This window comes from Planctopirus sp. SH287, from assembly GCF_056500625.1.
Window position 1 is genome coordinate 2,244,968 of the sequence record NZ_CM151403.1, and the last position, 24,643, is coordinate 2,269,610.

Genomic DNA, 24,643 nt, shown 5'->3' on the forward strand with positions numbered 1-24,643 from the left:
GCTGGCTCATGAAGGGGTTTTTCTCAATCTGATCAAGCAGAAGGCAGAATTGCGAACAAATTCCTGAAGGAATGTTGCAATTCTGTTGCTGTGCCTCAAAGTCGTCTTCACCATCTCTCTGCATTCTCGTAAATAGGATCCTGAAATCTGTGCTGGCAAAGGTTTAGCCATGAGGTACAGACATGAAGGGAGTCATGGAATGCGGCTGGCATTTTTTGAAGGTGACGGAGCCAAGGACTTAGAGCCTGTCTCGTGGGTTCGTCCTGTCTTCGAACTGTTGGTGGGTCATTTTTCTTTTCGCGAACGATGGCTCAAAGCCCTTCAGCCCGAAGAATGGGGCGCCTTGGTACGCTCTCATCTTGTCGAAAGTTACCGGGAATCGGCGCCGGATGCTTATGTCAACGACACCCGCTGGCTGGCCAGTGAACCCACACTCCTGATCAATGGCCGCTGGCTTTGTAATCCTGCGGAGATCCCTGATTTTTGCTCCGAAAATGTCGGGGTCATCAACGGGGAAATCGCCTGGATTGTTTGCGATCCTCTGGAAGCCAGTCTCCTGGCAGATCATCGTCTGGATGATTCACTTGTTCGGTTGGCACAGTCAAAAAAACGAGTTATCGCCAGTGGCGTCCTGATCAAGCGGCCGTGGGATCTGGTGCTGCACAACGATCAGCAACTTCGGTGGGATCATGCCTTCCGGCAGATGCACGCTTCACCAAATCCCGCTAAGCCCGCCTCTCCATTAACCATTGTCGGGCCAGCGAAAGATGTCTGGGTGGATCCCTCTGCCAAGGTCGATCCGTTTGTCGTCTTTGACTCTACTGGTGGCCCGATCTTTATCGATCGCGAAGCTGTGATTCAGGCGTTCACACGCATTGAGGGGCCGTGTTACGTCGGGCCAGGCACTCAACTCTTCCGAACCAATCTGCGTGCCGGAAGCAGTTTCGGCCCCATGTGCCGAGTGGGAGGCGAAATTGAAAACTCAGTCTTCCAGGGATATTCCAATAAATATCATGACGGTTTCCTTGGTCATAGTTATGTCGGTTCGTGGGTCAATCTCGGAGCGATCACGACCAACAGTGACCTGAAAAACGATTACTCATCGGTCAGCGTTCCTATTGGCGGGACATCGATAGCCACCGGAGAGAAGAAAATCGGCTGCTTCCTGGCCGATCATGTCAAAACAGGACTGGGAAGCCTCTTTAACACCGGCACTGCCGTCGGTGTGATGAGCATGATTCTTCCTGCTGGGGAATTATTGCCAAAGCATATTCCTTCCTTTGCCCGTATCTGGCACGGTGAATTGCAGGAACTTCCCACGCTCGAACCATCACTGGAAACAGCGGCGATTGCCATGTCACGTCGCGGGCAGAATTTCACCATCGCTCAAGAACGATTGCTGCGCTCTGTCTGGCATCTGACCAAAGAGGAGCGTCAAAAGGCCCTGTCACGGCAAGGTCTTCACCTTCCTGCTGCACGCACCATTTAGCACAGGTGAAGTAAGAACAGCATCTTCAAAATTAACTGCGTCGCTGCTGTATTAAGGACATCACTTCGGCGCGGCTGGCATGGCTCGTCTTAAAGAGCCCTCGTACTGCGCTGGTGATTGTCAATGAACCGGGCTTGCGAATCCCGCGGATCGTCATGCAGGTGTGTGTGGCTTCCAGCACCACAATGACCCCCTTGGGGTCAAGCACGTTTTGCATCAGATCCGCAATCTGCTGGGTCATCCGTTCCTGCACCTGGGGTTGATGCGAAATCTCGTCGACAATACGCGCGAGTTTACTCAGCCCCACAACTTTACCCCGTGGGAGGTATCCAATATGGGCTGTTCCCATAAATGGGAGCAGGTGGTGCTCGCACATGCTGTTAAAGCTGATATCCCGGACGAGAACTAATTCATCGTATTGCTCGGGAAAGACGCGTTCCAGATGACGCGCTGGATCACACCGCAATCCTGAGGTTAACTCGGCAAACATTCTCGCGACACGAGCAGGTGTTTCTAATAACCCTTCCCGGTCAGGGTTCTCGCCAATCGCAATCAGAATCTCACGGACGGCCCGTTGAATCCTTGGCAGATCCGGCTCTGGTAAAATCTCACGCACAGCCGGTGGCTGATCGGTTGCTTTGCCTGTGATGCCCTTCGTGGAGATCTCTCCATCCCCAGATAAGTACGCCGGGACAACTTCAAACTCATGTTGATCCCGTGTCTCCTCACCACCCGGCGAGGAAATACAATTGTCATCAAAGCCGCCAGCGTGGTCATTAGGGATGTTCACAGATCGCTCACGTAGGGAAATCTCAGGACAGAAACCGCTGTCAACTTGTTACCAAGAACGCCTGGCACAACGGGTTGTGCCTATGAGAAGCGCTCTAAATGCCTGGGAAAATCAGCACTCGCAGAGATTGCGAAAGAATCTCTGAGGGGATTGTTTCGCAAATCATTGTTCTCAGCCGAAGACCGGTTTCACAACTTGGCCTCGGCAACACCCGTCATTCTCCATCGGATGAGAGCCAATGTCTACCAGAGTTAAGGCATCAATCCGTGAGATAAGGGAAGACAACATCTTCCCGAGAGAGACAGGAAGGCTTCAATGATGCTGAAAAACAGTGATGCAGAGGGATTCTTGAAGCCTTACTAATGCATTATCAAAGTATAAAATTCGGGTCTCTTCTGTTGTTAAGTCCGACAACGGAGGACATTGCGGCGACATCAACACGAAGACAAAGCCGTGACACGGCACTAATTCTCCGGGGCAGATTGCTCAGCGATCAGCAATCGATCAGGGGATGATGAATGCTGCACCTGTCACGGCTCCCGCTTGAAAGAGGGCTCCTCGCCAGCTCAGTGGCAACATCTGCTTTTCATAAGGAGCTGGAGAACCAGGCAGCGGTTGTCCCAGTGTATAGACAGGCTTCCATGGAAGATCAACGCCCATCTCATACGGGAGAATGGGCACACGGCCAAAGAAAGCTGCCGCCGATACAAATGGCTGGAAAGCCTCTGCTTTCCGTCGATCGCAATCGGTTGCACAATAGTCACAGTTTTCTCGGCCCCAACCATGCGTGTAACCCAACCGTTCAAGCATCGGCTCTTCAAAATAGAGCGGCAGATGACGTGTGGCAGCGGCCTCCCACTCCACTTCCTGCCAGAGCCAGGGACGGCTGGTACCTGCGACAATGAGTTCGGAGGGTTCTTGAGCGAAGAGCTCTCGGGCACGATTGGTCGGAAGCTCACCGGCGGGGGGAGCTATGCTGGCTTGCATGCGAACGACCGGCCGTTGATTAATATCCCAGGGGAACTTCGGCAGGGCTGTCGGCGATTCCTGAGTGACAGTCTCGTCAGATGTTTTCTTAATATCCGATGCCGGTACTGACTTATGAGTGTCATCTGGAATAAGCAGGAAGGCTTCAGCAGCAGGGCTTGTCGCATGCACCTTTGACTCATGAGCCACAGGCACCGGATCAAATGCCGGCCTGAGAAATGGTGTTTCTTGAATCGCAAGCGTCTCAGTCACAACCGGTATCGCAGCTTTTTTCGCTCCGGGGAGCGGGAGATCAGCTTCAACGGAATCGAAAGCGGGAGACATTTTGGGTTTGGCGGAGAGATCCCCAGAGACTGCGGAAGTCTCGGCTGCCATGGCGGTAAGGCTATTCCACAAGAGCAACGTGACCACGAATGCTCTGGCCCCTTTGAAAAATCGGGGACACTTGTTGAAAGCGGTTCCATGAGGCCGATCATCACATGACGCATCCTTCCCCCGTGGCACAGCCCGGAGATAAGAAGGGTCATATTCAGATGGGAGATGCACATCGCGACGCATCGACCTCGCTCCGTCCTGGGCGTCGCCCTCACAATCCAGAGTCAATTCCGGCCACCACACAGGGTTGTCGTCTCTGCCTTGGTTTCCGCTCAAGTCGAATCGAAATTGTCAATGAACTGGTTGAGAGTTCGTCAATCACACCTCTCGCCTTCTTTGCAGACCTCCTATATTTACTTTCCAGTGATGATGATTGCCCATCAAAAAGTTCTCAAAGACATATCCGCTTGATCAGTTCCTCTCTCGGGAAATTTTCAGGGAGGCAATTTTCTGGTACGGGTCGTGCGTTACCGGATTTTTCTCGCTCTGTGCCGCGCAAATAGGGCAAAATGCAACAAAGCATGTGGATGGATAAAACAGGACAGTGCATTCTCGCATGATCGTGAAAAGTGAACGTTTCGTCGTAATTGACACAATCGACAGAACACACAGGGTCTGACACAGGCGGTGGTGATCATCCCGGAAATCGTGAAGTTTCCGCGACAACCTGCCAGCGGCATCCCGCAAAATTCGATTTTTCATGTGACGGAAAATGAGGCCAGCAGTTTCGTGACGGGCAGGATGCTCATACGAACATCAGGCCTGGGGGAAGTTCATGTCGTTGACTCAATGGCTGCAACGGTTTGTCGCAAAAAAGCCGCGAAGCGGAAAAAATCCGTCTTTGCATCAGGCTCCCTCACGCCCAGTCCAGTTGGCTTTTGAGCCTCTGGAAGACCGCCGCGTCTTCACGGTCACTGCCGAGGTCGACGCCGGGGGGGTGCTACAGATTCTCCTCGATGGTGATGGCGAAACGGCAACCATTAGCACAGACATCAATGGTGACCTCGTCATTACAGACAGCCTGAATAATGTGGTTCCCATTGATGACACGTTGGGTTCGTATAACTCCATTGAAGTTAACGCCACCAGCGGCGGCACACAGACGGTTAATTTTGACAACGACGCTGCTATCAATCTGACCGGCAACCTGGAGATCAATGGCGAAGTTGAATTTGTCACATTGAATGGTGAACTCTCCGCTGCAACGGGAATTGACATCGTTGTCAGCGACACCATTTCCGTAGAAGCAAATGCTGATCTTTCCAGCACAATGGACATTTCTCTGGAATCCACCGCCCTGACTCCTTCCGGGCCTGTGATTACCACTCATGTGGATTCCACGATTTCCAGCGGTCAGAGCATCACACTCACAGCCGCAGATGGCGATATCACAGCCAACGGAAGCCTGGACGCGGGAAGTCATTTAACAGCCACCACCGCAGGCAGTATCACCCTCGGTGGCACCATTTTAGTCGGGAGCGATCTCAACCTCGACGCCGGCAGCAGCCTGACGCTGAACGGAGCCACGACCGTGACGGGTGACGTGGCACTGGAGTCGGGTGCGACGCTGACGTTGAACAACACGCTGACGGTGTCAAGCGGGAGCGTGGATCTGACCGGCCCGACGATCGTGCTGGCGGATGCCAGCAGCATCAGCCTGAATGGAGTCGATGAGTCGTTGACGCTGACTGCGACTGGAGCGGTGACGTCCGGTGCGAATCTCACCACCAATGGGGGGAACATCACAGTCAACGGGAACACGTTACTGACCAAATCAGTCACCATTCAGACACAAGACGGGGATCTGGTCTTTCACGGGACGGTGAATGGCTCGCTGGCGGATGCCTCAGACCTGACGATCAACACGGGCACAGGACTGGTGAACTTTACGCAAAGTGTGGGGGACACCGCCGCCTTACGAGATCTGCGGATTACTCAGGCAGGAAATGTCTCTCTGGAGGATCTGACGTCCCGTCTGTTGGTGGTGGAAGACAGTTCGGGCACAGTGACCTTGAATGGAGAGGTGCTGACGACAGCCGTCAATGGGGTCGACATTACGGCGGAAGCGATTGTGATGGCGGTGGGGAGTTCGGTGGATTCGAGTGGTCAGAATGTCCTTCTCACGGCGAATGACATTGATTTGCTTGGCACGGGGATCACGGCGACGGGCGCCACGGTGTTCCTGCAAACGCGCAGTGCTGGGACAGCGATCGGACTGGGAGATGATGCGATCGGGATGAACTTCACGAATGCTCAGCTGAATACGATCAGTTCGCAGCGACTGGTGATCGGGACGTCGAGTAACACGGGAGGTATCACCGTAAGGACGAATGCGACCCTTGTGCTGTCCCAGCCTCAGGTGGAGTTGACGACTCAGGGCACAGTCACAGTCAATGGATCTTTGACGGTGCTGGGCAGCAGCACCTTGCTGGTTAACAGTGGTAACTTGAATGTGCAAGGGACGCTGGCATCAACGAATGGGTCGCTGACCCTGAACGCGACGGATGACATCACTTTGTCAGGCACAGGGTTGGTGACGAGTGTGACGGGGAATGTGATTCTGGCGGCAGACAGTGATGTGAATGGCACAGGCGCGATCACGCTGGCGGATGGTTCGGTGGTGAACGCAGGGGCGGGGACGATCACGCTCTCGGCTGCGGGCGACATCGCCTTAAGCCGGTTGATCACAACCAACGCCACCAGTGCCGCCGTCTCGATCACGTCACGCAGCGGAGCGATCACCGACAATGGGGACAGTGGCGGGGCGGATATTGAAGCGGAGAGTGGGGGAGCGCTGGTGACCCTCGCTGCCATCACGGGGATCGGCAGCAGCGGGGATGGCCTGGAACTGGTGACCAGCAGCCTCACCGCCAGCAGCACCACCGGCGGCCTGTTCCTGAGCAACGCGGCCAGCGCTCCCGTCAGTGTCAGCCTCACCGCCCTCACCGGCGGCGACATTGACTACACCCAGACCGGCAGCCAGTCCCTGACCGTCACGGCCCTGACCACCGGCAGCGGGAACGCCAGCCTCACCACCGATGACGCCCTGACCCTCACCACCGCCAGCATCAACGGGAACCTGACCCTCGACGCTGCCGGGGACCTCCTCCTCAGTGGCTCCGGCGTCACCGTCACCGGCACCGCCAGCCTGACCAGCGAGGCCACCCTGACCGTCGACGGCCCCCTCTCGGCCAGCATCCTGACCCTCAGTGGCGAGGCCCTGATCCTGGATGGGAACGTCACCGCCACCACCAGTGCCGCGCTGACCGCCACCCTCACCACCATCACCCAGACCTCCGGCACGCTCACCGCCCCGCTCCTGACGCTGGCTGCCGTCACAGGGATCGGCAGCAGCGGGGATGGCCTGGAACTGGTGACCGGCAGCCTCACCGCCAGCAGCACCACCGGCGGCCTGTTCCTGAACAACGCGGCCCTCGCTCCTGTCAGCGTCAGCCTCACCGCCCTCACCAGCGGTGACATCGACTACACCCAGACCGGCAGCCAGTCCCTGACCGTCACGGCCCTGACCACCGGCAGCGGGAACGCCAGCCTCACCACCGATGACGCCCTGACCCTCACCACCGCCAGCATCAACGGGAACCTGACCCTCGACGCTGCCGGGAACCTGCTCCTCAGTGGCCCCGGCGTCACCGTCACCGGCACCGCCAGCCTGACCAGCGAGGCCACCCTGACCGTCGACGGCCCCCTCTCGGCCAGCATCCTGACCCTCAGTGGCGACGCCCTGATCCTGGATGGGGAGGTCACCGCCACCACCAGTGCGTCGCTGACCGCCACCCTCACCAGCATCACCCAGACCTCCGGCACCCTCACGGCGCCGCTCCTGACGCTGGCTGCCGTCACAGGGATCGGCAGCAGCGGGGATGGCCTGGAGCTGGTGACCAGCAGCCTCACCGCCAGCAGCACCACCGGCGGCCTGTTCCTGAGCAACGCGGCCAGCGCTCCCGTCAGTGTCAGCCTCACCGCTCTCACCAGCGGTGACATCGACTACACCCAGACCGGCAGCCAGTCCCTGACCGTCACGGCCCTGACCACCGGCAGCGGGAACGCCAGCCTCACCACCGACAGCACCCTGACCCTCACCACCGCCAGCATCAGCGGCAACCTGACCCTGGACGCCGCCGGGGACCTCCTCCTCAGTGGCTCCGGCGTCACCGTCACCGGCACCGCCAGCCTGACCAGCGAGGCCACCCTGACCGTCGACGGCCCCCTCTCGGCCAACATCCTGACCCTCAGTGGCGACGCCCTGATCCTGGATGGGGATGTCACCGCCACCACCAGTGCCGCGCTGACCGCCACCCTCACCAGCATCACCCAGACCTCCGGCACCCTCACCGCCCCGCTCCTGACGCTGGCTGCCGTCACGGGGATCGGCAGCAGCGGGGATGGCCTGGAGCTGGTGACCAGCAGCCTCACCGCCAGCAGCACCACCGGCGGCCTGTTCCTGAGCAACGCGGCCAGCGCTCCCGTCAGTGTCAGCCTCACCGCCCTCACCGGCGGCGACATTGACTATACCCAGACCGGCAGCCAGTCCCTGATCGTCACGGCCCTGACCACCGGCAGCGGGAACGCCAGCCTCACCACCGATGACGCCCTGACCCTCACCACCGCCAGCATCAACGGGAACCTGACCCTCGACGCTGCCGGGGACCTCCTCCTCAGTGGCTCCGGCGTCACCGTCACCGGCACCGCCAGCCTGACCAGCGAGGCCACCCTGACCGTCGACAGTCCGTTATCGGCCAACATCCTGACCCTCAGTGGCGACGCCCTGATCCTGGATGGGGAGGTCACCGCCACCACCAGTGCGTCGCTGACCGCCACCCTCACCAGCATCACCCGGACCTCCGGCACGCTCACCGCCCCGCTCCTGACGCTGGCTGCCGTCACAGGGATCGGCAGCGGCAATGCGCTGGAACTGGTGACCAGCAGCCTCACCGCCAGCAGCACCACCGGCGGCCTGTTCCTGAACAACGACGCCCTCGCTCCTGTCAGCGTCAGCCTCACCGCTCTCACCAGCGGTGCCATTGACTACACCCAGACCGGCAGCCAGTCCCTGATCGTCACGGCCCTGACCACCGGCAGCGGGAACGCCAGCCTCACCACCGACAGCACCCTGACCCTCACCACCGCCAGCATCAGCGGCAACCTGACCCTGGACGCCGCCGGGGACCTCCTCCTCAGTGGCTCCGGCGTCACCGTCACCGGCACCGCCAGCCTGACCAGCGATGCCACCCTGACCGTCGACGGCCCCCTCTCGGCCGACATCCTGACCCTCAGTGGCGACGCCCTGATCCTGGATGGGGATGTCACCGCCACCACCAGTGCCGCGCTGACCGCCACCCTCACCAGCATCACCCAGACCTCCGGCACCCTCACCGCCCCGCTCCTGACGCTGGCTGCCGTCACGGGGATCGGCAGCGGCAATGCGCTGGAACTGGTGACCAGCAGCCTCACCGCCAGCAGCACCACCGGCGGCCTGTTCCTGAACAACGACGCCCTCGCTCCTGTCAGCGTCAGCCTCACCGCTCTCACCAGCGGTGCCATTGACTACACCCAGACCGGCAGCCAGTCCCTGATCGTCACGGCCCTGACCACCGGCAGCGGGAACGCCAGCCTCACCACCGACAGCACCCTGACCCTCACCACCGCCAGCATCAGCGGCAACCTGACCCTGGACGCCGCCGGGGACCTCCTCCTCAGTGGCTCCGGCGTCACCGTCACCGGCACCGCCAGCCTGACCAGCGATGCCACCCTGACCGTCGACAGTCCGTTATCGGCCAGCATCCTGACCCTCAGTGGCGACGCCCTGATCCTGGATGGGGAGGTCACCGCCACCACCAGTGCGTCGCTGACCGCCACCCTCACCAGCATCACCCAGACCTCCGGCACCCTCACCGCCCCGCTCCTGACGCTGGCCGCCGTCACAGGGATCGGCAGCAGCGGGGATGGCCTGGAACTGGTGACCGGCAGCCTCACCGCCAGCAGCACCACCGGCGGCCTGTTCCTGAACAACGCGGCGATCGCTCCCGTCAGTGTCAGCCTCACCGCTCTCACCAGCGGTGACATCGACTACACCCAGACCGGCAGCCAGTCCCTGATCGTCACGGCCCTGACCACCGGCAGCGGGAACGCCAGCCTCACCACCGATGACGCCCTGACCCTCACCACCGCCAGCATCAACGGGAACCTGACCCTCGACGCTGCCGGGAACCTGCTCCTCAGTGGCCCCGGCGTCACCGTCACCGGCACCGCCAGCCTGACCAGCGCCGACACCCTGACCGTCGACGGCCCCCTCTCGGCCAGCATCCTGACCCTCAGTGGCGAGGCCCTGATCCTGGATGGGAACGTCACCGCCACCACCAGTGCCGCGCTGACCGCCACCCTCACCACCATCACCCGGACCTCCGGCACGCTCACCGCCCCGCTCCTGACGCTGGCTGCCGTCACAGGGATCGGCAGCAGCGGGGATGGCCTGGAACTGGTGACCAGCAGCCTCACCGCCAGCAGCACCACCGGCGGCCTGTTCCTGAGCAACGCGGCCAGCGCTCCCGTCAGTGTCAGCCTCACCGCTCTCACCAGCGGTGACATCGACTACACCCAGACCGGCAGCCAGTCCCTGACCGTCACGGCCCTGACCACCGGCAGCGGGAACGCCAGCCTCACCACCGATGACGCCCTGACCCTCACCACCGCCAGCATCAACGGGAACCTGACCCTCGACGCTGCCGGGAACCTGCTCCTCAGTGGCCCCGGCGTCACCGTCACCGGCACCGCCAGCCTGACCAGCGAGGCCACCCTGACCGTCGACGGCCCCCTCTCGGCCAGCATCCTGACCCTCAGTGGCGACGCCCTGATCCTGGATGGGGAGGTCACCGCCACCACCAGTGCGTCGCTGACCGCCACCCTCACCAGCATCACCCAGACCTCCGGCACCCTCACCGCCCCGCTCCTGACGCTGGCTGCCGTCACGGGGATCGGCAGCGGCAATGCGCTGGAGCTGGTGACCAGCAGCCTCACCGCCAGCAGCACCACCGGCGGCCTGTTCCTGAGCAACGCGGCCAGCGCTCCCGTCAGTGTCAGCCTCACCGCCCTCACCGGCGGCGACATTGACTACACCCAGACCGGCAGCCAGTCCCTGACCGTCACGGCCCTGACCACCGGCAGCGGGAACGCCAGCCTCACCACCGATGACGCCCTGACCCTCACCACCGCCAGCATCAACGGGAACCTGACCCTCGACGCTGCCGGGGACCTCCTCCTCAGTGGCTCCGGCGTCACCGTCACCGGCACCGCCAGCCTGACCAGCGAGGCCACCCTGACCGTCGACAGTCCGTTATCGGCCAACATCCTGACCCTCAGTGGCGACGCCCTGATCCTGGATGGGGATGTCACCGCCACCACCAGTGCGTCGCTGACCGCCACCCTCACCAGCATCACCCAGACCTCCGGCACCCTCACGGCCCCGCTCCTGACGCTCGCTGCCGTCACAGGGATCGGCAGCAGCGGGGATGGCCTGGAGCTGGTGACCAGCAGCCTCACCGCCAGCAGCACCACCGGCGGCCTGTTCCTGAGCAACGCGGCCAGCGCTCCCGTCAGTGTCAGCCTCACCGCCCTCACCGGCGGCGACATTGACTATACCCAGACCGGCAGCCAGTCCCTGATCGTCACGGCCCTGACCACCGGCAGCGGGAACGCCAGCCTCACCACCGATGACGCCCTGACCCTCACCACCGCCAGCATCAACGGGAACCTGACCCTCGACGCTGCCGGGGCCAGTCCTCCTCAGTGGCTCCGGCGTCACCGTCACCGGCACCGCCAGCCTGACCAGCGAGGCCACCCTGACCGTCGACAGTCCGTTATCGGCCAACATCCTGACCCTCAGTGGCGACGCCCTGATCCTGGATGGGGAGGTCACCGCCACCACCAGTGCGTCGCTGACCGCCACCCTCACCAGCATCACCCGGACCTCCGGCACGCTCACCGCCCCGCTCCTGACGCTGGCTGCCGTCACGGGGATCGGCAGCGGCAATGCGCTGGAACTGGTGACCAGCAGCCTCACCGCCAGCAGCACCACCGGCGGCCTGTTCCTGAACAACGACGCCCTCGCTCCTGTCAGCGTCAGCCTCACCGCTCTCACCAGCGGTGCCATTGACTACACCCAGACCGGCAGCCAGTCCCTGATCGTCACGGCCCTGACCACCGGCAGCGGGAACGCCAGCCTCACCACCGACAGCACCCTGACCCTCACCACCGCCAGCATCAGCGGCAACCTGACCCTGGACGCCGCCGGGGACCTCCTCCTCAGTGGCTCCGGCGTCACCGTCACCGGCACCGCCAGCCTGACCAGCGATGCCACCCTGACCGTCGACAGTCCGTTATCGGCCAGCATCCTGACCCTCAGTGGCGACGCCCTGATCCTGGATGGGGAGGTCACCGCCACCACCAGTGCGTCGCTGACCGCCACCCTCACCAGCATCACCCAGACCTCCGGCACCCTCACGGCGCCGCTCCTGACGCTCGCTGCCGTCACAGGGATCGGCAGCAGCGGGGATGGCCTGGAACTGGTGACCAGCAGCCTCACCGCCAGCAGCACCACCGGCGGCCTGTTCCTGAGCAACGCGGCCAGCGCTCCCGTCAGCGTCAGCCTCACCGCCCTCACCAGCGGTGACATCGACTACACCCAGACCGGCAGCCAGTCCCTGACCGTCACCGCCCTGACCACCGGCAGCGGGAACGCCAGCCTCACCACCGATGACGCCCTGACCCTCACCACCGCCAGCATCAACGGGAACCTGACCCTCGACGCTGCCGGGGCACCTCCTCCTCAGTGGCTCCGGCGTCACCGTCACCGGCACCGCCAGCCTGACCAGCGCCGACACCCTGACCGTCGACGGCCCCCTCTCGGCCAGCATCCTGACCCTCAGTGGCGAGGCCCTGATCCTGGATGGGAACGTCACCGCCACCACCAGTGCCGCGCTGACCGCCACCCTCACCACCATCACCCAGACCTCCGGCACGCTCACCGCCCCGCTCCTGACGCTGGCTGCCGTCACAGGGATCGGCAGCAGCGGGGATGGCCTGGAACTGGTGACCGGCAGCCTCACCGCCAGCAGCACCACCGGCGGCCTGTTCCTGAACAACGCGGCCCTCGCTCCTGTCAGCGTCAGCCTCACCGCCCTCACCAGCGGTGACATCGACTACACCCAGACCGGCAGCCAGTCCCTGACCGTCACGGCCCTGACCACCGGCAGCGGGAACGCCAGCCTCACCACCGATGACGCCCTGACCCTCACCACCGCCAGCATCAACGGGAACCTGACCCTCGACGCTGCCGGGAACCTGCTCCTCAGTGGCCCCGGCGTCACCGTCACCGGCACCGCCAGCCTGACCAGCGAGGCCACCCTGACCGTCGACGGCCCCCTCTCGGCCAGCATCCTGACCCTCAGTGGCGACGCCCTGATCCTGGATGGGGAGGTCACCGCCACCACCAGTGCGTCGCTGACCGCCACCCTCACCAGCATCACCCAGACCTCCGGCACCCTCACGGCGCCGCTCCTGACGCTCGCTGCCGTCACAGGGATCGGCAGCAGCGGGGATGGCCTGGAGCTGGTGACCAGCAGCCTCACCGCCAGCAGCACCACCGGCGGCCTGTTCCTGAGCAACGCGGCCAGCGCTCCCGTCAGTGTCAGCCTCACCGCTCTCACCAGCGGTGACATCGACTACACCCAGACCGGCAGCCAGTCCCTGACCGTCACGGCCCTGACCACCGGCAGCGGGAACGCCAGCCTCACCACCGATGACGCCCTGACCCTCACCACCGCCAGCATCAACGGGAACCTGACCCTCGACGCTGCCGGGGACCTCCTCCTCAGTGGCTCCGGCGTCACCGTCACCGGCACCGCCAGCCTGACCAGCGAGGCCACCCTGACCGTCGACAGTCCGTTATCGGCCAACATCCTGACCCTCAGTGGCGACGCCCTGATCCTGGATGGGGATGTCACCGCCACCACCAGTGCCGCGCTGACCGCCACCCTCACCAGCATCACCCAGACCTCCGGCACCCTCACCGCCCCGCTCCTGACGCTGGCTGCCGTCACGGGGATCGGCAGCAGCGGGGATGGCCTGGAGCTGGTGACCAGCAGCCTCACCGCCAGCAGCACCACCGGCGGCCTGTTCCTGAGCAACGCGGCCAGCGCTCCCGTCAGTGTCAGCCTCACCGCCCTCACCGGCGGCGACATTGACTATACCCAGACCGGCAGCCAGTCCCTGATCGTCACGGCCCTGACCACCGGCAGCGGGAACGCCAGCCTCACCACCGACAGCACCCTGACCCTCACCACCGCCAGCATCAGCGGCAACCTGACCCTCGACGCTGCCGGGGACCTCCTCCTCAGTGGCTCCGGCGTCACCGTCACCGGCACCGCCAGCCTGACCAGCGAGGCCACCCTGACCGTCGACAGTCCGTTATCGGCCAACATCCTGACCCTCAGTGGCGACGCCCTGATCCTGGATGGGGAGGTCACCGCCACCACCAGTGCGTCGCTGACCGCCACCCTCACCAGCATCACCCAGACCTCCGGCACCCTCACCGCCCCGCTCCTGACGCTCGCTGCCGTCACAGGGATCGGCAGCAGCGGGGATGGCCTGGAGCTGGTGACCAGCAGCCTCACCGCCAGCAGCACCACCGGCGGCCTGTTCCTGAGCAACGCCGCCAGCGCTCCCGTCAGTGTCAGCCTCACCGCCCTCACCGGCGGCGACATTGACTATACCCAGACCGGCAGCCAGTCCCTGATCGTCACGGCCCTGACCACCGGCAGCGGGAACGCCAGCCTCACCACCGATGACGCCCTGACCCTCACCACCGCCAGCATCAACGGGAACCTGACCCTCGACGCTGCCGGGGACCTCCTCCTCAGTGGCTCCGGCGTCACCGTCACCGGCACCGCCAGCCTGACCAGCGAGGCCACCCTGACCGTCGACGGCCCCCTCTCGGCCAGCATCCTGACCCTCAGTGGCGACGCCCTGATCCTGGATGGGGAGGTCACCGCCACCACCAGTGCGTCGCTGACCGCCACCCTCACCAGCATCACCCAGACCTCCGGCACCCTCACCGCCCCGCTCCTGACGCTGGCTGCCGTCACGGGGATCGGCAGCGGCAATGCGCTGGAACTGGTGACCAGCAGCCTCACCGCCAGCAGCACCACCGGCGGCCTGTTCCTGAACAACGACGCCCTCGCTCCTGTCAGCGTCAGCCTCACCGCTCTCACCAGCGGTGCCATTGACTACACCCAGACCGGCAGCCAGTCCCTGATCGTCACGGCCCTGACCACCGGCAGCGGGAACGCCAGCCTCACCACCGACAGCACCCTGACCCTCACCACCGCCAGCATCAGCGGCAACCTGACCCTGGACGCCGCCGGGGACCTCCTCCTCAGTGGCTCCGGCGTCACCGTCACCGGCACCGCCAGCCTGACCAGCGATGCCACCCTGACCGTCGACAGTCCGTTATCGGCCAGCATCCTGACCCTCAGTGGCGACGCCCTGATCCTGGATGGGGAGGTCACCGCCACCACCAGTGCGTCGCTGACCGCCACCCTCACCAGCATCACCCAGACCTCCGGCACCCTCACGGCGCCGCTCCTGACGCTCGCTGCCGTCACAGGGATCGGCAGCAGCGGGGATGGCCTGGAACTGGTGACCAGCAGCCTCACCGCCAGCAGCACCACCGGCGGCCTGTTCCTGAGCAACGCGGCCAGCGCTCCCGTCAGTGTCAGCCTCACCGCCCTCACCGGCGGCGACATTGACTACACCCAGACCGGCAGCCAGTCCCTGACCGTCACGGCCCTGACCACCGGCAGCGGGAACGCCAGCCTCACCACCGATGACGCCCTGACCCTCACCACCGCCAGCATCAACGGGAACCTGACCCTCGACGCTGCCGGGGACCTCCTCCTCAGTGGCTCCGGCGTCACCGTCACCGGCACCGCCAGCCTGACCAGCGAGGCCACCCTGACCGTCGACGGCCCCCTCTCGGCCAGCATCCTGACCCTCAGTGGCGAGGCCCTGATCCTGGATGGGAACGTCACCGCCACCACCAGTGCCGCGCTGACCGCCACCCTCACCACCATCACCCAGACCTCCGGCACGCTCACCGCCCCGCTCCTGACGCTGGCTGCCGTCACAGGGATCGGCAGCAGCGGGGATGGCCTGGAACTGGTGACCGGCAGCCTCACCGCCAGCAGCACCACCGGCGGCCTGTTCCTGAACAACGCGGCCCTCGCTCCTGTCAGCGTCAGCCTCACCGCCCTCACCAGCGGTGACATCGACTACACCCAGACCGGCAGCCAGTCCCTGACCGTCACGGCCCTGACCACCGGCAGCGGGAACGCCAGCCTCACCACCGATGACGCCCTGACCCTCACCACCGCCAGCATCAACGGGAACCTGACCCTCGACGCTGCCGGGAACCTGCTCCTCAGTGGCCCCGGCGTCACCGTCACCGGCACCGCCAGCCTGACCAGCGAGGCCACCCTGACCGTCGACGGCCCCCTCTCGGCCAGCATCCTGACCCTCAGTGGCGACGCCCTGATCCTGGATGGGGAGGTCACCGCCACCACCAGTGCGTCGCTGACCGCCACCCTCACCAGCATCACCCAGACCTCCGGCACCCTCACGGCGCCGCTCCTGACGCTGGCTGCCGTCACAGGGATCGGCAGCAGCGGGGATGGCCTGGAGCTGGTGACCAGCAGCCTCACCGCCAGCAGCACCACCGGCGGCCTGTTCCTGAGCAACGCGGCCAGCGCTCCCGTCAGTGTCAGCCTCACCGCTCTCACCAGCGGTGACATCGACTACACCCAGACCGGCAGCCAGTCCCTGACCGTCACGGCCCTGACCACCGGCAGCGGGAACGCCAGCCTCACCACCGACAGCACCCTGACCCTCACCACCGCCAGCATCAGCGGCAACCTGACCCTGGACGCCGCCGGGGCACCTCCTCCTCAGTGGCTCCGGCGTCACCGTCACCGGCACCGCCAGCCTGACCAGCGAGGCCACCCTGACCGTCGACGGCCCCCTCTCGGCCAACATCCTGACCCTCAGTGGCGACGCCCTGATCCTGGATGGGGATGTCACCGCCACCACCAGTGCCGCGCTGACCGCCACCCTCACCAGCATCACCCAGACCTCCGGCACCCTCACCGCCCCGCTCCTGACGCTGGCTGCCGTCACGGGGATCGGCAGCAGCGGGGATGGCCTGGAGCTGGTGACCAGCAGCCTCACCGCCAGCAGCACCACCGGCGGCCTGTTCCTGAGCAACGCGGCCAGCGCTCCCGTCAGTGTCAGCCTCACCGCCCTCACCGGCGGCGACATTGACTACACCCAGACCGGCAGCCAGTCCCTGACCGTCACGGCCCTGACCACCGGCAGCGGGAACGCCAGCCTCACCACCGACAGCACCCTGACCCTCACCACCGCCAGCATCAGCGGCAACCTGACCCTCGACGCTGCCGGGGACCTCCTCCTCAGTGGCTCCGGCGTCACCGTCACCGGCACCGCCAGCCTGACCAGCGAGGCCACCCTGACCGTCGACAGTCCGTTATCGGCCAACATCCTGACCCTCAGTGGCGACGCCCTGATCCTGGATGGGGAGGTCACCGCCACCACCAGTGCGTCGCTGACCGCCACCCTCACCAGCATCACCCAGACCTCCGGCACCCTCACCGCCCCGCTCCTGACGCTCGCTGCCGTCACGGGGATCGGCAGCAGCAATGCGCTGGAACTGGTGACCAGCAGCCTCACCGCCAGCAGCACCACCGGCGGCCTGTTCCTGAACAACGACGCCCTCGCTCCTGTCAGCGTCAGCCTCACCGCTCTCACCAGCGGTGCCATTGACTACACCCAGACCGGCAGCCAGTCCCTGATCGTCACGGCCCTGACCACCGGCAGCGGGAACGCCAGCCTCACCACCGACAGCACCCTGACCCTCACCACCGCCAGCATCAGCGGCAACCTGACCCTGGACGCTGCCGGGGACCTCCTCCTCAGTGGCTCCGGCGTCACCGTCACCGGCACCGCCAGCCTGACCAGCGATGCCACCCTGACCGTCGACGGCCCCCTCTCGGCCGACATCCTGACCCTCAGTGGCGACGCCCTGATCCTGGATGGGGATGTCACCGCCACCACCAGTGCCGCGCTGACCGCCACCCTCACCAGCATCACCCAGACCTCCGGCACCCTCACCGCCCCGCTCCTGACGCTGGCTGCCGTCACGGGGATCGGCAGCGGCAATGCGCTGGAACTGGTGACCAGCAGCCTCACCGCCAGCAGCACCACCGGCGGCCTGTTCCTGAACAACGACGCCCTCGCTCCTGTCAGCGTCAGCCTCACCGCTCTCACCAGCGGTGCCATTGACTACACCCAGACCGGCAGCCAGTCCCTGATCGTCACGGCCCTGACCACCGGCAGCGGGAACGCCAGCCTCACCACCGACAGCACCCTGACCCTCACCACCGCCAGCATCAGCGGCAACCTGACCCTCGATGCTGCCGGGGACCTCCTCCTCAGTGGCCCCGGCGTCACCGTCACCGGCACCGCCAGCCTGACCAGCGACGCCACCCTGACCGTCGACGGCCCCCTCTCGGCCAGCATCCTGACCCTCAGTGGCGACGCCCTGATCCTGGATGGGGATGTCACCGCCACCACCAGTGCCGCGCTGACCGCCACCCTCACCACCATCACCCGGACCTCCGGCACCCTCACCGCCCCGCTCCTGACGCTGGCCGCCGTCACAGGGATCGGCAGCAGCGGGGATGGCCTGGAACTGGTGACCAGCAGCCTCACCGCCAGCAGCACCACCGGCGGCCTGTTCCTGAGCAACGCGGCCAGCGCTCCCGTCAGTGTCAGCCTCACCGCCCTCACCGGCGGTGACATCGACTACACCCAGACCGGCAGCCAGTCCCTGACCGTCACGGCCCTGACCACCGGCAGCGGGAACGCCAGCCTCACCACCGATGACGCCCTGACCCTCACCACCGCCAGCATCAACGGGAACCTGACCCTCGACGCTGCCGGGAACCTGCTCCTCAGTGGCTCCGGCGTCACCGTCACCGGCACCGCCAGCCTGACCAGCGAGGCCACCCTGACCGTCGACAGTCCCCTCTCGGCTGACGTTCTGACCCTCAGTGGTGCGGCCTTGATCCTGGATGGGAACGTCACCGCCACCACCAGTGCCGCGCTGACCGCCACCCTCACCACCATCACCCGGACATCCGGCACGCTCACCGCCCCGCTCCTGACGCTGGCTGCCGTCACAGGGATCGGCAGCAGCGGGGATGGCCTGGAACTGGTGACCGGCAGCCTCACCGCCAGCAGCACCACCGGCGGCCTGTTCCTGAACAACGCGGCGATCGCTCCCGTCAGTGTCAGCCTCACCGCTCTCACCAGCGGTGACATCGACTACACCCAGACCGGCAGCCAGTCCCTGATCGTCACGGCCCTGACCACCGGCAGCGGGAACGCCAGCCTCACCACCGATGACGCCCTGACCCTCACCACCGCCAGCATCAACGGAGGGGATCTCACACTGCAAACTCTGGCTTCAGGAAATATGACCGTGGGGACAGTTGTGACCACGGGAGACCTGCTGATTCAGAGCGCCGGAAGTTATACACAAACAGGTCAGAACACCGTGGGGGGGCTGCTGGATCTCGTCGCAGCGGGAGCCATCGATATTCAGGGAATGCAATCTGTCGCGGGATCGGCCAGTATCTCGTCCACCGGAAGCAGTATCCGTCTGGTGCAGGCCTTAACGGCTGGTGGAGCCATCACGCTGGACGCCTTGGCGACGATGACATTGGAGGATGCTGCCAATCTCACTTCGACCACCGGTGCGATCGCGCTGACAGGGGATCTGATCAGTGCGGCGGATCTGTTGACCAATGGGGGAACCATCACCATTGATGGCGATGTGTTACTGACTGGAGATCTGCGGATCGATACGGATGGCGTGCCCGATAGCGACACGGGAGCGGCGGTTACGGTCAACGGGAACATCGATCTGGCCACATCGACCCTGACCATCGATGCTGGGACATTGGGGGATGTGACAGCCGGTGATGTCTCGGGGTCTGCTGGTAGCCTGGTGGTGGAGCAGGCTCAGGATGTCAGCTTCAGCAGCCTGAATGTGGGGACGGTGGTGGTGGGCCTTGCGACCGGTGATGTGACGGGGGATGTGCTGATCGGGTCTGCTGGTCTGGTGGCCGATTCGGCAACGTTCCTGCTTGATGGCGACTTCAGGAACGCTGGTGCGACTCAAGTGACGGCTCTGCTGGCGGTCACTACGGGCGGGTTGATCGAATTCAGCGGTACGCTGACGTCCGGCACGCTGGATCTGGATGCGGGGAGCAGCCTGACGCTGCGCGACGATGTGACCGTGACGGGGGCCAGTACGTGGACATCTGTTGGCGCGTTGCTGGTGGAAGGCTCCTTCCAGACGGGAAGCACCGCCACGATCAGCAGTGGGGATGTGACGTTCGAGGAGACTTACCGCTCGGGGGGAACGACGCAGATCGTGTCCAGCGGGAGCGTGCAGTTCGCGTCAACGGTGGATGTTGATACCGGCGATCTGACGATCACGGCGGCAGGTAACCTGACGCTGAACGGAGCCACGACCGTGACGGGTGACGTGGCACTGGAGTCGGGTGCGACGCTGACGTTGAGCAACACGCTGACGGTGTCAAGCGGGAGCGTGGATCTGACCGGCCCGACGATCGTGCTGGCGGATGCCAGCAGCATCAGCCTGAATGGAGTCGATGAGACGTTGACGCTGACGGGAGCGGTGACTTCCGGTGCGGATCTCACCACGAATGGGGGCGCGATCACAGTCAACGGAAACGCGGTACTGACCGAATCGGTCACCATCCAGACGCAAAACGGGGATCTGATCTTTCACGGGACGGTGAATGGCTCGCTGGCGTCTGCCTCAGACCTGACGATCAACACGGGCACAGGACTGGTGAACTTTACGCAAAGTGTGGGGGACACCGCCGCCTTACGAGATCTGCGGATTACTCAGGCAGGAAATGTCTCTCTGGAGGATCTGACGTCCCGTCTGTTGGTGGTGGAAGACAGTTCGGGCACAGTGACCTTGAATGGAGAGGTGCTGACAACGGCCGCGAATGGGGTCGACATCACGGCGGAAGCGATTGTGATGGCGGTGGGGAGTTCGGTGAATTCGAGTGGTCAGAATGTCCTTCTCACGGCGAATGACATTGATTTGCTTGGCACGGGGATCACGGCGACGGGCGCCACGGTGTTCCTGCAAACGCGCAGTGCTGGGACAGCGATCGGACTGGGAGATGATGCGATCGGGATGAACTTCACGAATGCTCAGCTGAATACGATCAGTTCGCAGCGACTGGTGATCGGGACGTCGAGTAACACGGGAGGTATCACCGTAAGGACGAATGCGACCCTTGTGCTGTCCCAGCCTCAGGTGGAGTTGACGACTCAGGGCACAGTCACAGTCAATGGATCTTTGACGGTGCTGGGCAGCAGCACCTTGCTGGTTAACAGTGGTAACTTGAATGTGCAAGGGACGCTGGCATCAACGAATGGGTCGCTGACCCTGAACGCGACGGATGACATCACTTTGTCAGGCACAGGGTTGGTGACGAGTGTGACGGGGAATGTGATTCTGGCGGCAGACAGTGATGTGAATGGCACAGGCGCGATCACGCTGGCGGATGGTTCGGTGGTGAACGCAGGGGCGGGGACGATCACGCTCTCGGCTGCGGGCGACATCGCCTTAAGCCGGTTGATCACAACCAACGCCACCAGTGCCGCCGTCTCGATCACGTCACGCAGCGGAGCGATCACCGACAATGGGGACAGTGGCGGGGCGGATATTGAAGCGGAGAGTGGGGGAGCGCTGGTGACCCTCGCTGCCATCACGGGGATCGGCAGCGGCAATGCGCTGGAACTGCGAGTGGCGCGTCTGGAGGCGGTGAACACCACCAGTGGCAACATTCAGATCACGGAAGCCAGCGGTCTGCTGGTGGAGCGGCTGATCCAGCAGGGAAGCGGGAGCATCACCGTGACGGCGAACGGGACGATGACCGTCACGGCCACAGGCAGCGGTGTCAGCAGCCAGGGAGGCGCGATTGCGCTGACTTCCAGTGATCCGGGGACGGATCTCATCGTGAACCAGTCGATTTCCAGCAGCGGGGGCGCGGTCACGCTTTCCGCGACGGGTGACATTCTCGTGTCAGGGACGTCCTTAGTGAGCACGTCGGGCGGGAATGTGATTCTGGCGGCAGACAGTGAGGTGAATGGCACAGGCGCGATCACGCTGGCGGATGGTTCAGTGGTGAATGCGGGGACAGGGACGATCACGCTCTCGGCCGCGGGCGACATCGCCTTAAGCCGGTTGATCACAACCAACGCCACCAGTGCCGCCGTCTCGATCACGTCACGCAGCGGAGCGATCACCGACAATGGGGACAGTGGCGGGGCGGATATTGAAGCGGAGAGTGGGGGAGCGCTAGTGACCCTCGCTGCCGTCACGGGGATCGGCAGCGGCAATGCGCTGGAACTGCGAGTGGCGCGTCTGGAGGCGGTGAACACCACCAGTGGCAACATTCAGATCACGGAAGCCAGCGGTCTGCTGGTGGAGCGGCTGATCCAGCAGGGAAGCGGGAGCATCACCGTGACGGCGAACGGGACGATGACCGTCACGGCCACAGGCAGCGGTGTCAGCAGCCAGGGAGGCGCGATTGCGCTGACTTCCAGTGATCCGGGGACGGATCTCATCGTGAACCAGTCGATTTCCAGCAGCGGGGGCGCGGTCACGCTTTCCGCGACGGGTGACATTCTCGTGTCAGGGACGTCCTTAGTGAGCACGTCGGGCGGGAATGTGATTCTGGCGGCAGACAGTGAGGTGAATGGCACAGGCGCGATCACGCTGGCGGATGGTTCAGTGGTGAATGCGGGGACAGGGACGATCACGCTCTCGGCCGCGGGCGACATCGCCTTAAGCCGGTTGATCACAACCAACGCAGGAGGGACTGCGGTTTCTATTACCTCGCGTCAGGGGGCTATTGTTGACGCAGGTGACAGTGGCGGAGTGGATATTGAAGCGAGCACTCTCGTGATGCGAGCTGCTAACGGGATTGGTTCAGGCAATGCGCTGGAGACGACTGTCGGGACATTGGCTGCACAGAACACAGCTAGTGGTGGAATTCAAATCGACAATACCACTGGAACAGGTTTAACCATTGGCACGGTGGATGGTCTGACCGGGATCGCTAACGCGGGTACGAATGGGTTGGTCGCTCTGGTGACATCAGGTGATCTTCTGATTAATGGAGCCATTTTCAATACGGCTGGCGGTACGATTGAGCTGACCTCGCTTACTGGAAATCTGACGGTCAATCAGCGGTTGGCTGCCACTGGCGGTAACGGTTCGATTCTGCTGGATGCTGATCAGGATCTCAATCTTAACGATACCGGGACTCAGCCAGATCTTCTGGTTCAAGGAACGGGACGAGTTGTCGGAGTCGCTGGTGGTGATGTCAATTTTGCACCGAACGTGCAGGTCGTCAGCCAGACAGGAGCGGTCACCGATGTCCCACCCTCGCTGATTGATGTGCAAACACCACAGGTTCAGGCGGATGGCTCTGCGGAAGTTTCAGGAACGTTTGGGCGTCCTGGTGAGAAGAACTTTATTATCACGGTGGATTGGGGAGATGGAACTGTTGAAACGTTCTACTTTGATCAGCCGGGGAATTTTGTATTCACCCATCAATACAACGGTAATCCTGATCCGTTGAATCCTGCTGCTCCGATTCCGATCACGGTGACTGTGGAGCAAGATCCACAAATTCGTTTCTTTGAGGCAAGAACTGTTGAACAGAACACGACGACTGTGACCAGTTTTGCCAGCGTTCCCGGTGAAGGGTTGGCCGGCGGGATTCCGTTTGATCTTACGCCTCCTGTTAAGCCAGTCCCTGAGCAGGTTCGTACTCGAATAGACGATGTTTCTCTATCGCAGACGGCAGGACTGAGTCTGACGGACGCCTTGATTGAAGATACGGGCGCAGCCGAAGAAGTTGGGGAAGATGAGATTCAAGTCGTAATTCTTGTGCTTGGCCCTGACGGAGAAATTTTGCAGCAGGTTGTGCTTCCTGAGCATGTCCTGGATGACTTGCCGCAGTTGTTTAAGAAGTTGCCAGATGGTCAGTATCGGATTGTGGTTCGTGAACCGGGTGAACCGATCGAACGAACGGTTCTCGAACTGGAATTGCGGCAGGGTCGCATCGTCAATGAGCAGGAACTGGATCTGGATCGGCCACCTCGCGAGACGACGATTCCTCCACCAGGCTCATCTGTTCAATACGATGGGCATGGGATGGATCCGCAGGAAGTTGCTGTTTCCAACGATCAGGTTTCTGCTCAGGCCGGCCCCGTGGTGACCGAGTCTGACATCGGGTCGGGGTATCGTTCCCGATGGTTGCAATCCCGTGTGGACGCGGCACTGGCCAGCGAGGAGAACAACTCCGTAACCTGGAGCGTTCGTCTGGCATCGCTGGAATCGCTACCGATTGAAGGGATGATTCCACAGGAAGGGACTGGGACAATTACCACGGATATGGTGGCTTCATCGGCGCTTGTGGAAGGGGTTGGGGCGAACTGCCTCAACGGTCGCGAAGAACTGGAGACATCCGGTGAGTTTGCCGATCGTAATGAAAAGGCCGACTCGGTAAATTCCTCGGAATTTTTGTTCAGGGGAGTCACCACACCAGCAGCTATTGTCGGTACGATCGTATTAGCTGCTATGACAGGGCTGAATTCCGCGGCCGGACAGGTTTCTCCACTGGCACGCGGGCGGCGGCTTATAAGAAGATTTCTGAAAAAGTAAGCCACCTCTTTGACGAACGTGTCATCGGTCGAGGGGTGGTGATGCGTAATGACTGGTGATTATCACCAGT

At 63.1% G+C, this 24,643-nt stretch carries 7 protein-coding genes; 5 read left to right on the forward strand and 2 right to left on the reverse strand.

From position 1 onward, the window contains the following. Positions 1-199 precede the first annotated feature (199 nt). A complete protein-coding gene (locus SH287x_RS08580) occupies positions 200-1,489 on the forward strand; it encodes a putative sugar nucleotidyl transferase (RefSeq protein ID WP_479518286.1) in 1,290 nt (429 codons plus the stop codon). Positions 1,490-1,520: 31 nt separating this feature from the next. Here SH287x_RS08580 and folE read toward each other — a convergent pair whose 3' ends face one another. Together folE and SH287x_RS08590 are read right to left on the reverse strand one after the other, a co-directional pair. After that, positions 1,521-2,105: a GTP cyclohydrolase I FolE gene (gene folE / locus SH287x_RS08585; protein ID WP_488199494.1), complete on the reverse strand. Its 585-nt coding sequence runs from the start codon at positions 2,103-2,105 to the stop codon at positions 1,521-1,523. A gap of 678 nt (positions 2,106-2,783) precedes the next feature. After that, a complete protein-coding gene (locus SH287x_RS08590) occupies positions 2,784-3,824 on the reverse strand; it encodes a hypothetical protein (RefSeq protein WP_479518287.1) in 1,041 nt (346 codons plus the stop codon). Between the two features lie 592 nt (positions 3,825-4,416). Here SH287x_RS08590 and SH287x_RS08595 point away from each other — a divergent pair. From SH287x_RS08595 to SH287x_RS08610, 4 genes are read left to right on the forward strand one after another with little or no spacing between them, the layout of a single operon-like run. Next, on the forward strand, positions 4,417-11,811 hold the full coding sequence (locus tag SH287x_RS08595) for a hypothetical protein (protein WP_479518289.1): 7,395 nt from the start codon (positions 4,417-4,419) through the stop codon (positions 11,809-11,811). After that, positions 11,702-12,850, forward strand: coding sequence for an autotransporter outer membrane beta-barrel domain-containing protein (locus tag SH287x_RS08600; protein ID WP_479518290.1), 1,149 nt, complete (start codon positions 11,702-11,704; stop codon positions 12,848-12,850). Before SH287x_RS08595 ends, SH287x_RS08600 begins: the two co-directional genes overlap by 110 nt. Continuing rightward, entirely contained in the window at positions 12,747-17,030 is a 4,284-nt protein-coding gene (locus SH287x_RS08605; RefSeq protein WP_479518291.1) for a hypothetical protein, read from the forward strand. The genes SH287x_RS08600 and SH287x_RS08605 overlap by 104 nt, the downstream gene beginning before the upstream one ends. Next, positions 16,921-24,573, forward strand: coding sequence for a hypothetical protein (locus SH287x_RS08610; RefSeq protein WP_479518293.1), 7,653 nt, complete (start codon positions 16,921-16,923; stop codon positions 24,571-24,573). The genes SH287x_RS08605 and SH287x_RS08610 overlap by 110 nt, the downstream gene beginning before the upstream one ends. Positions 24,574-24,643 lie beyond the last annotated feature (70 nt).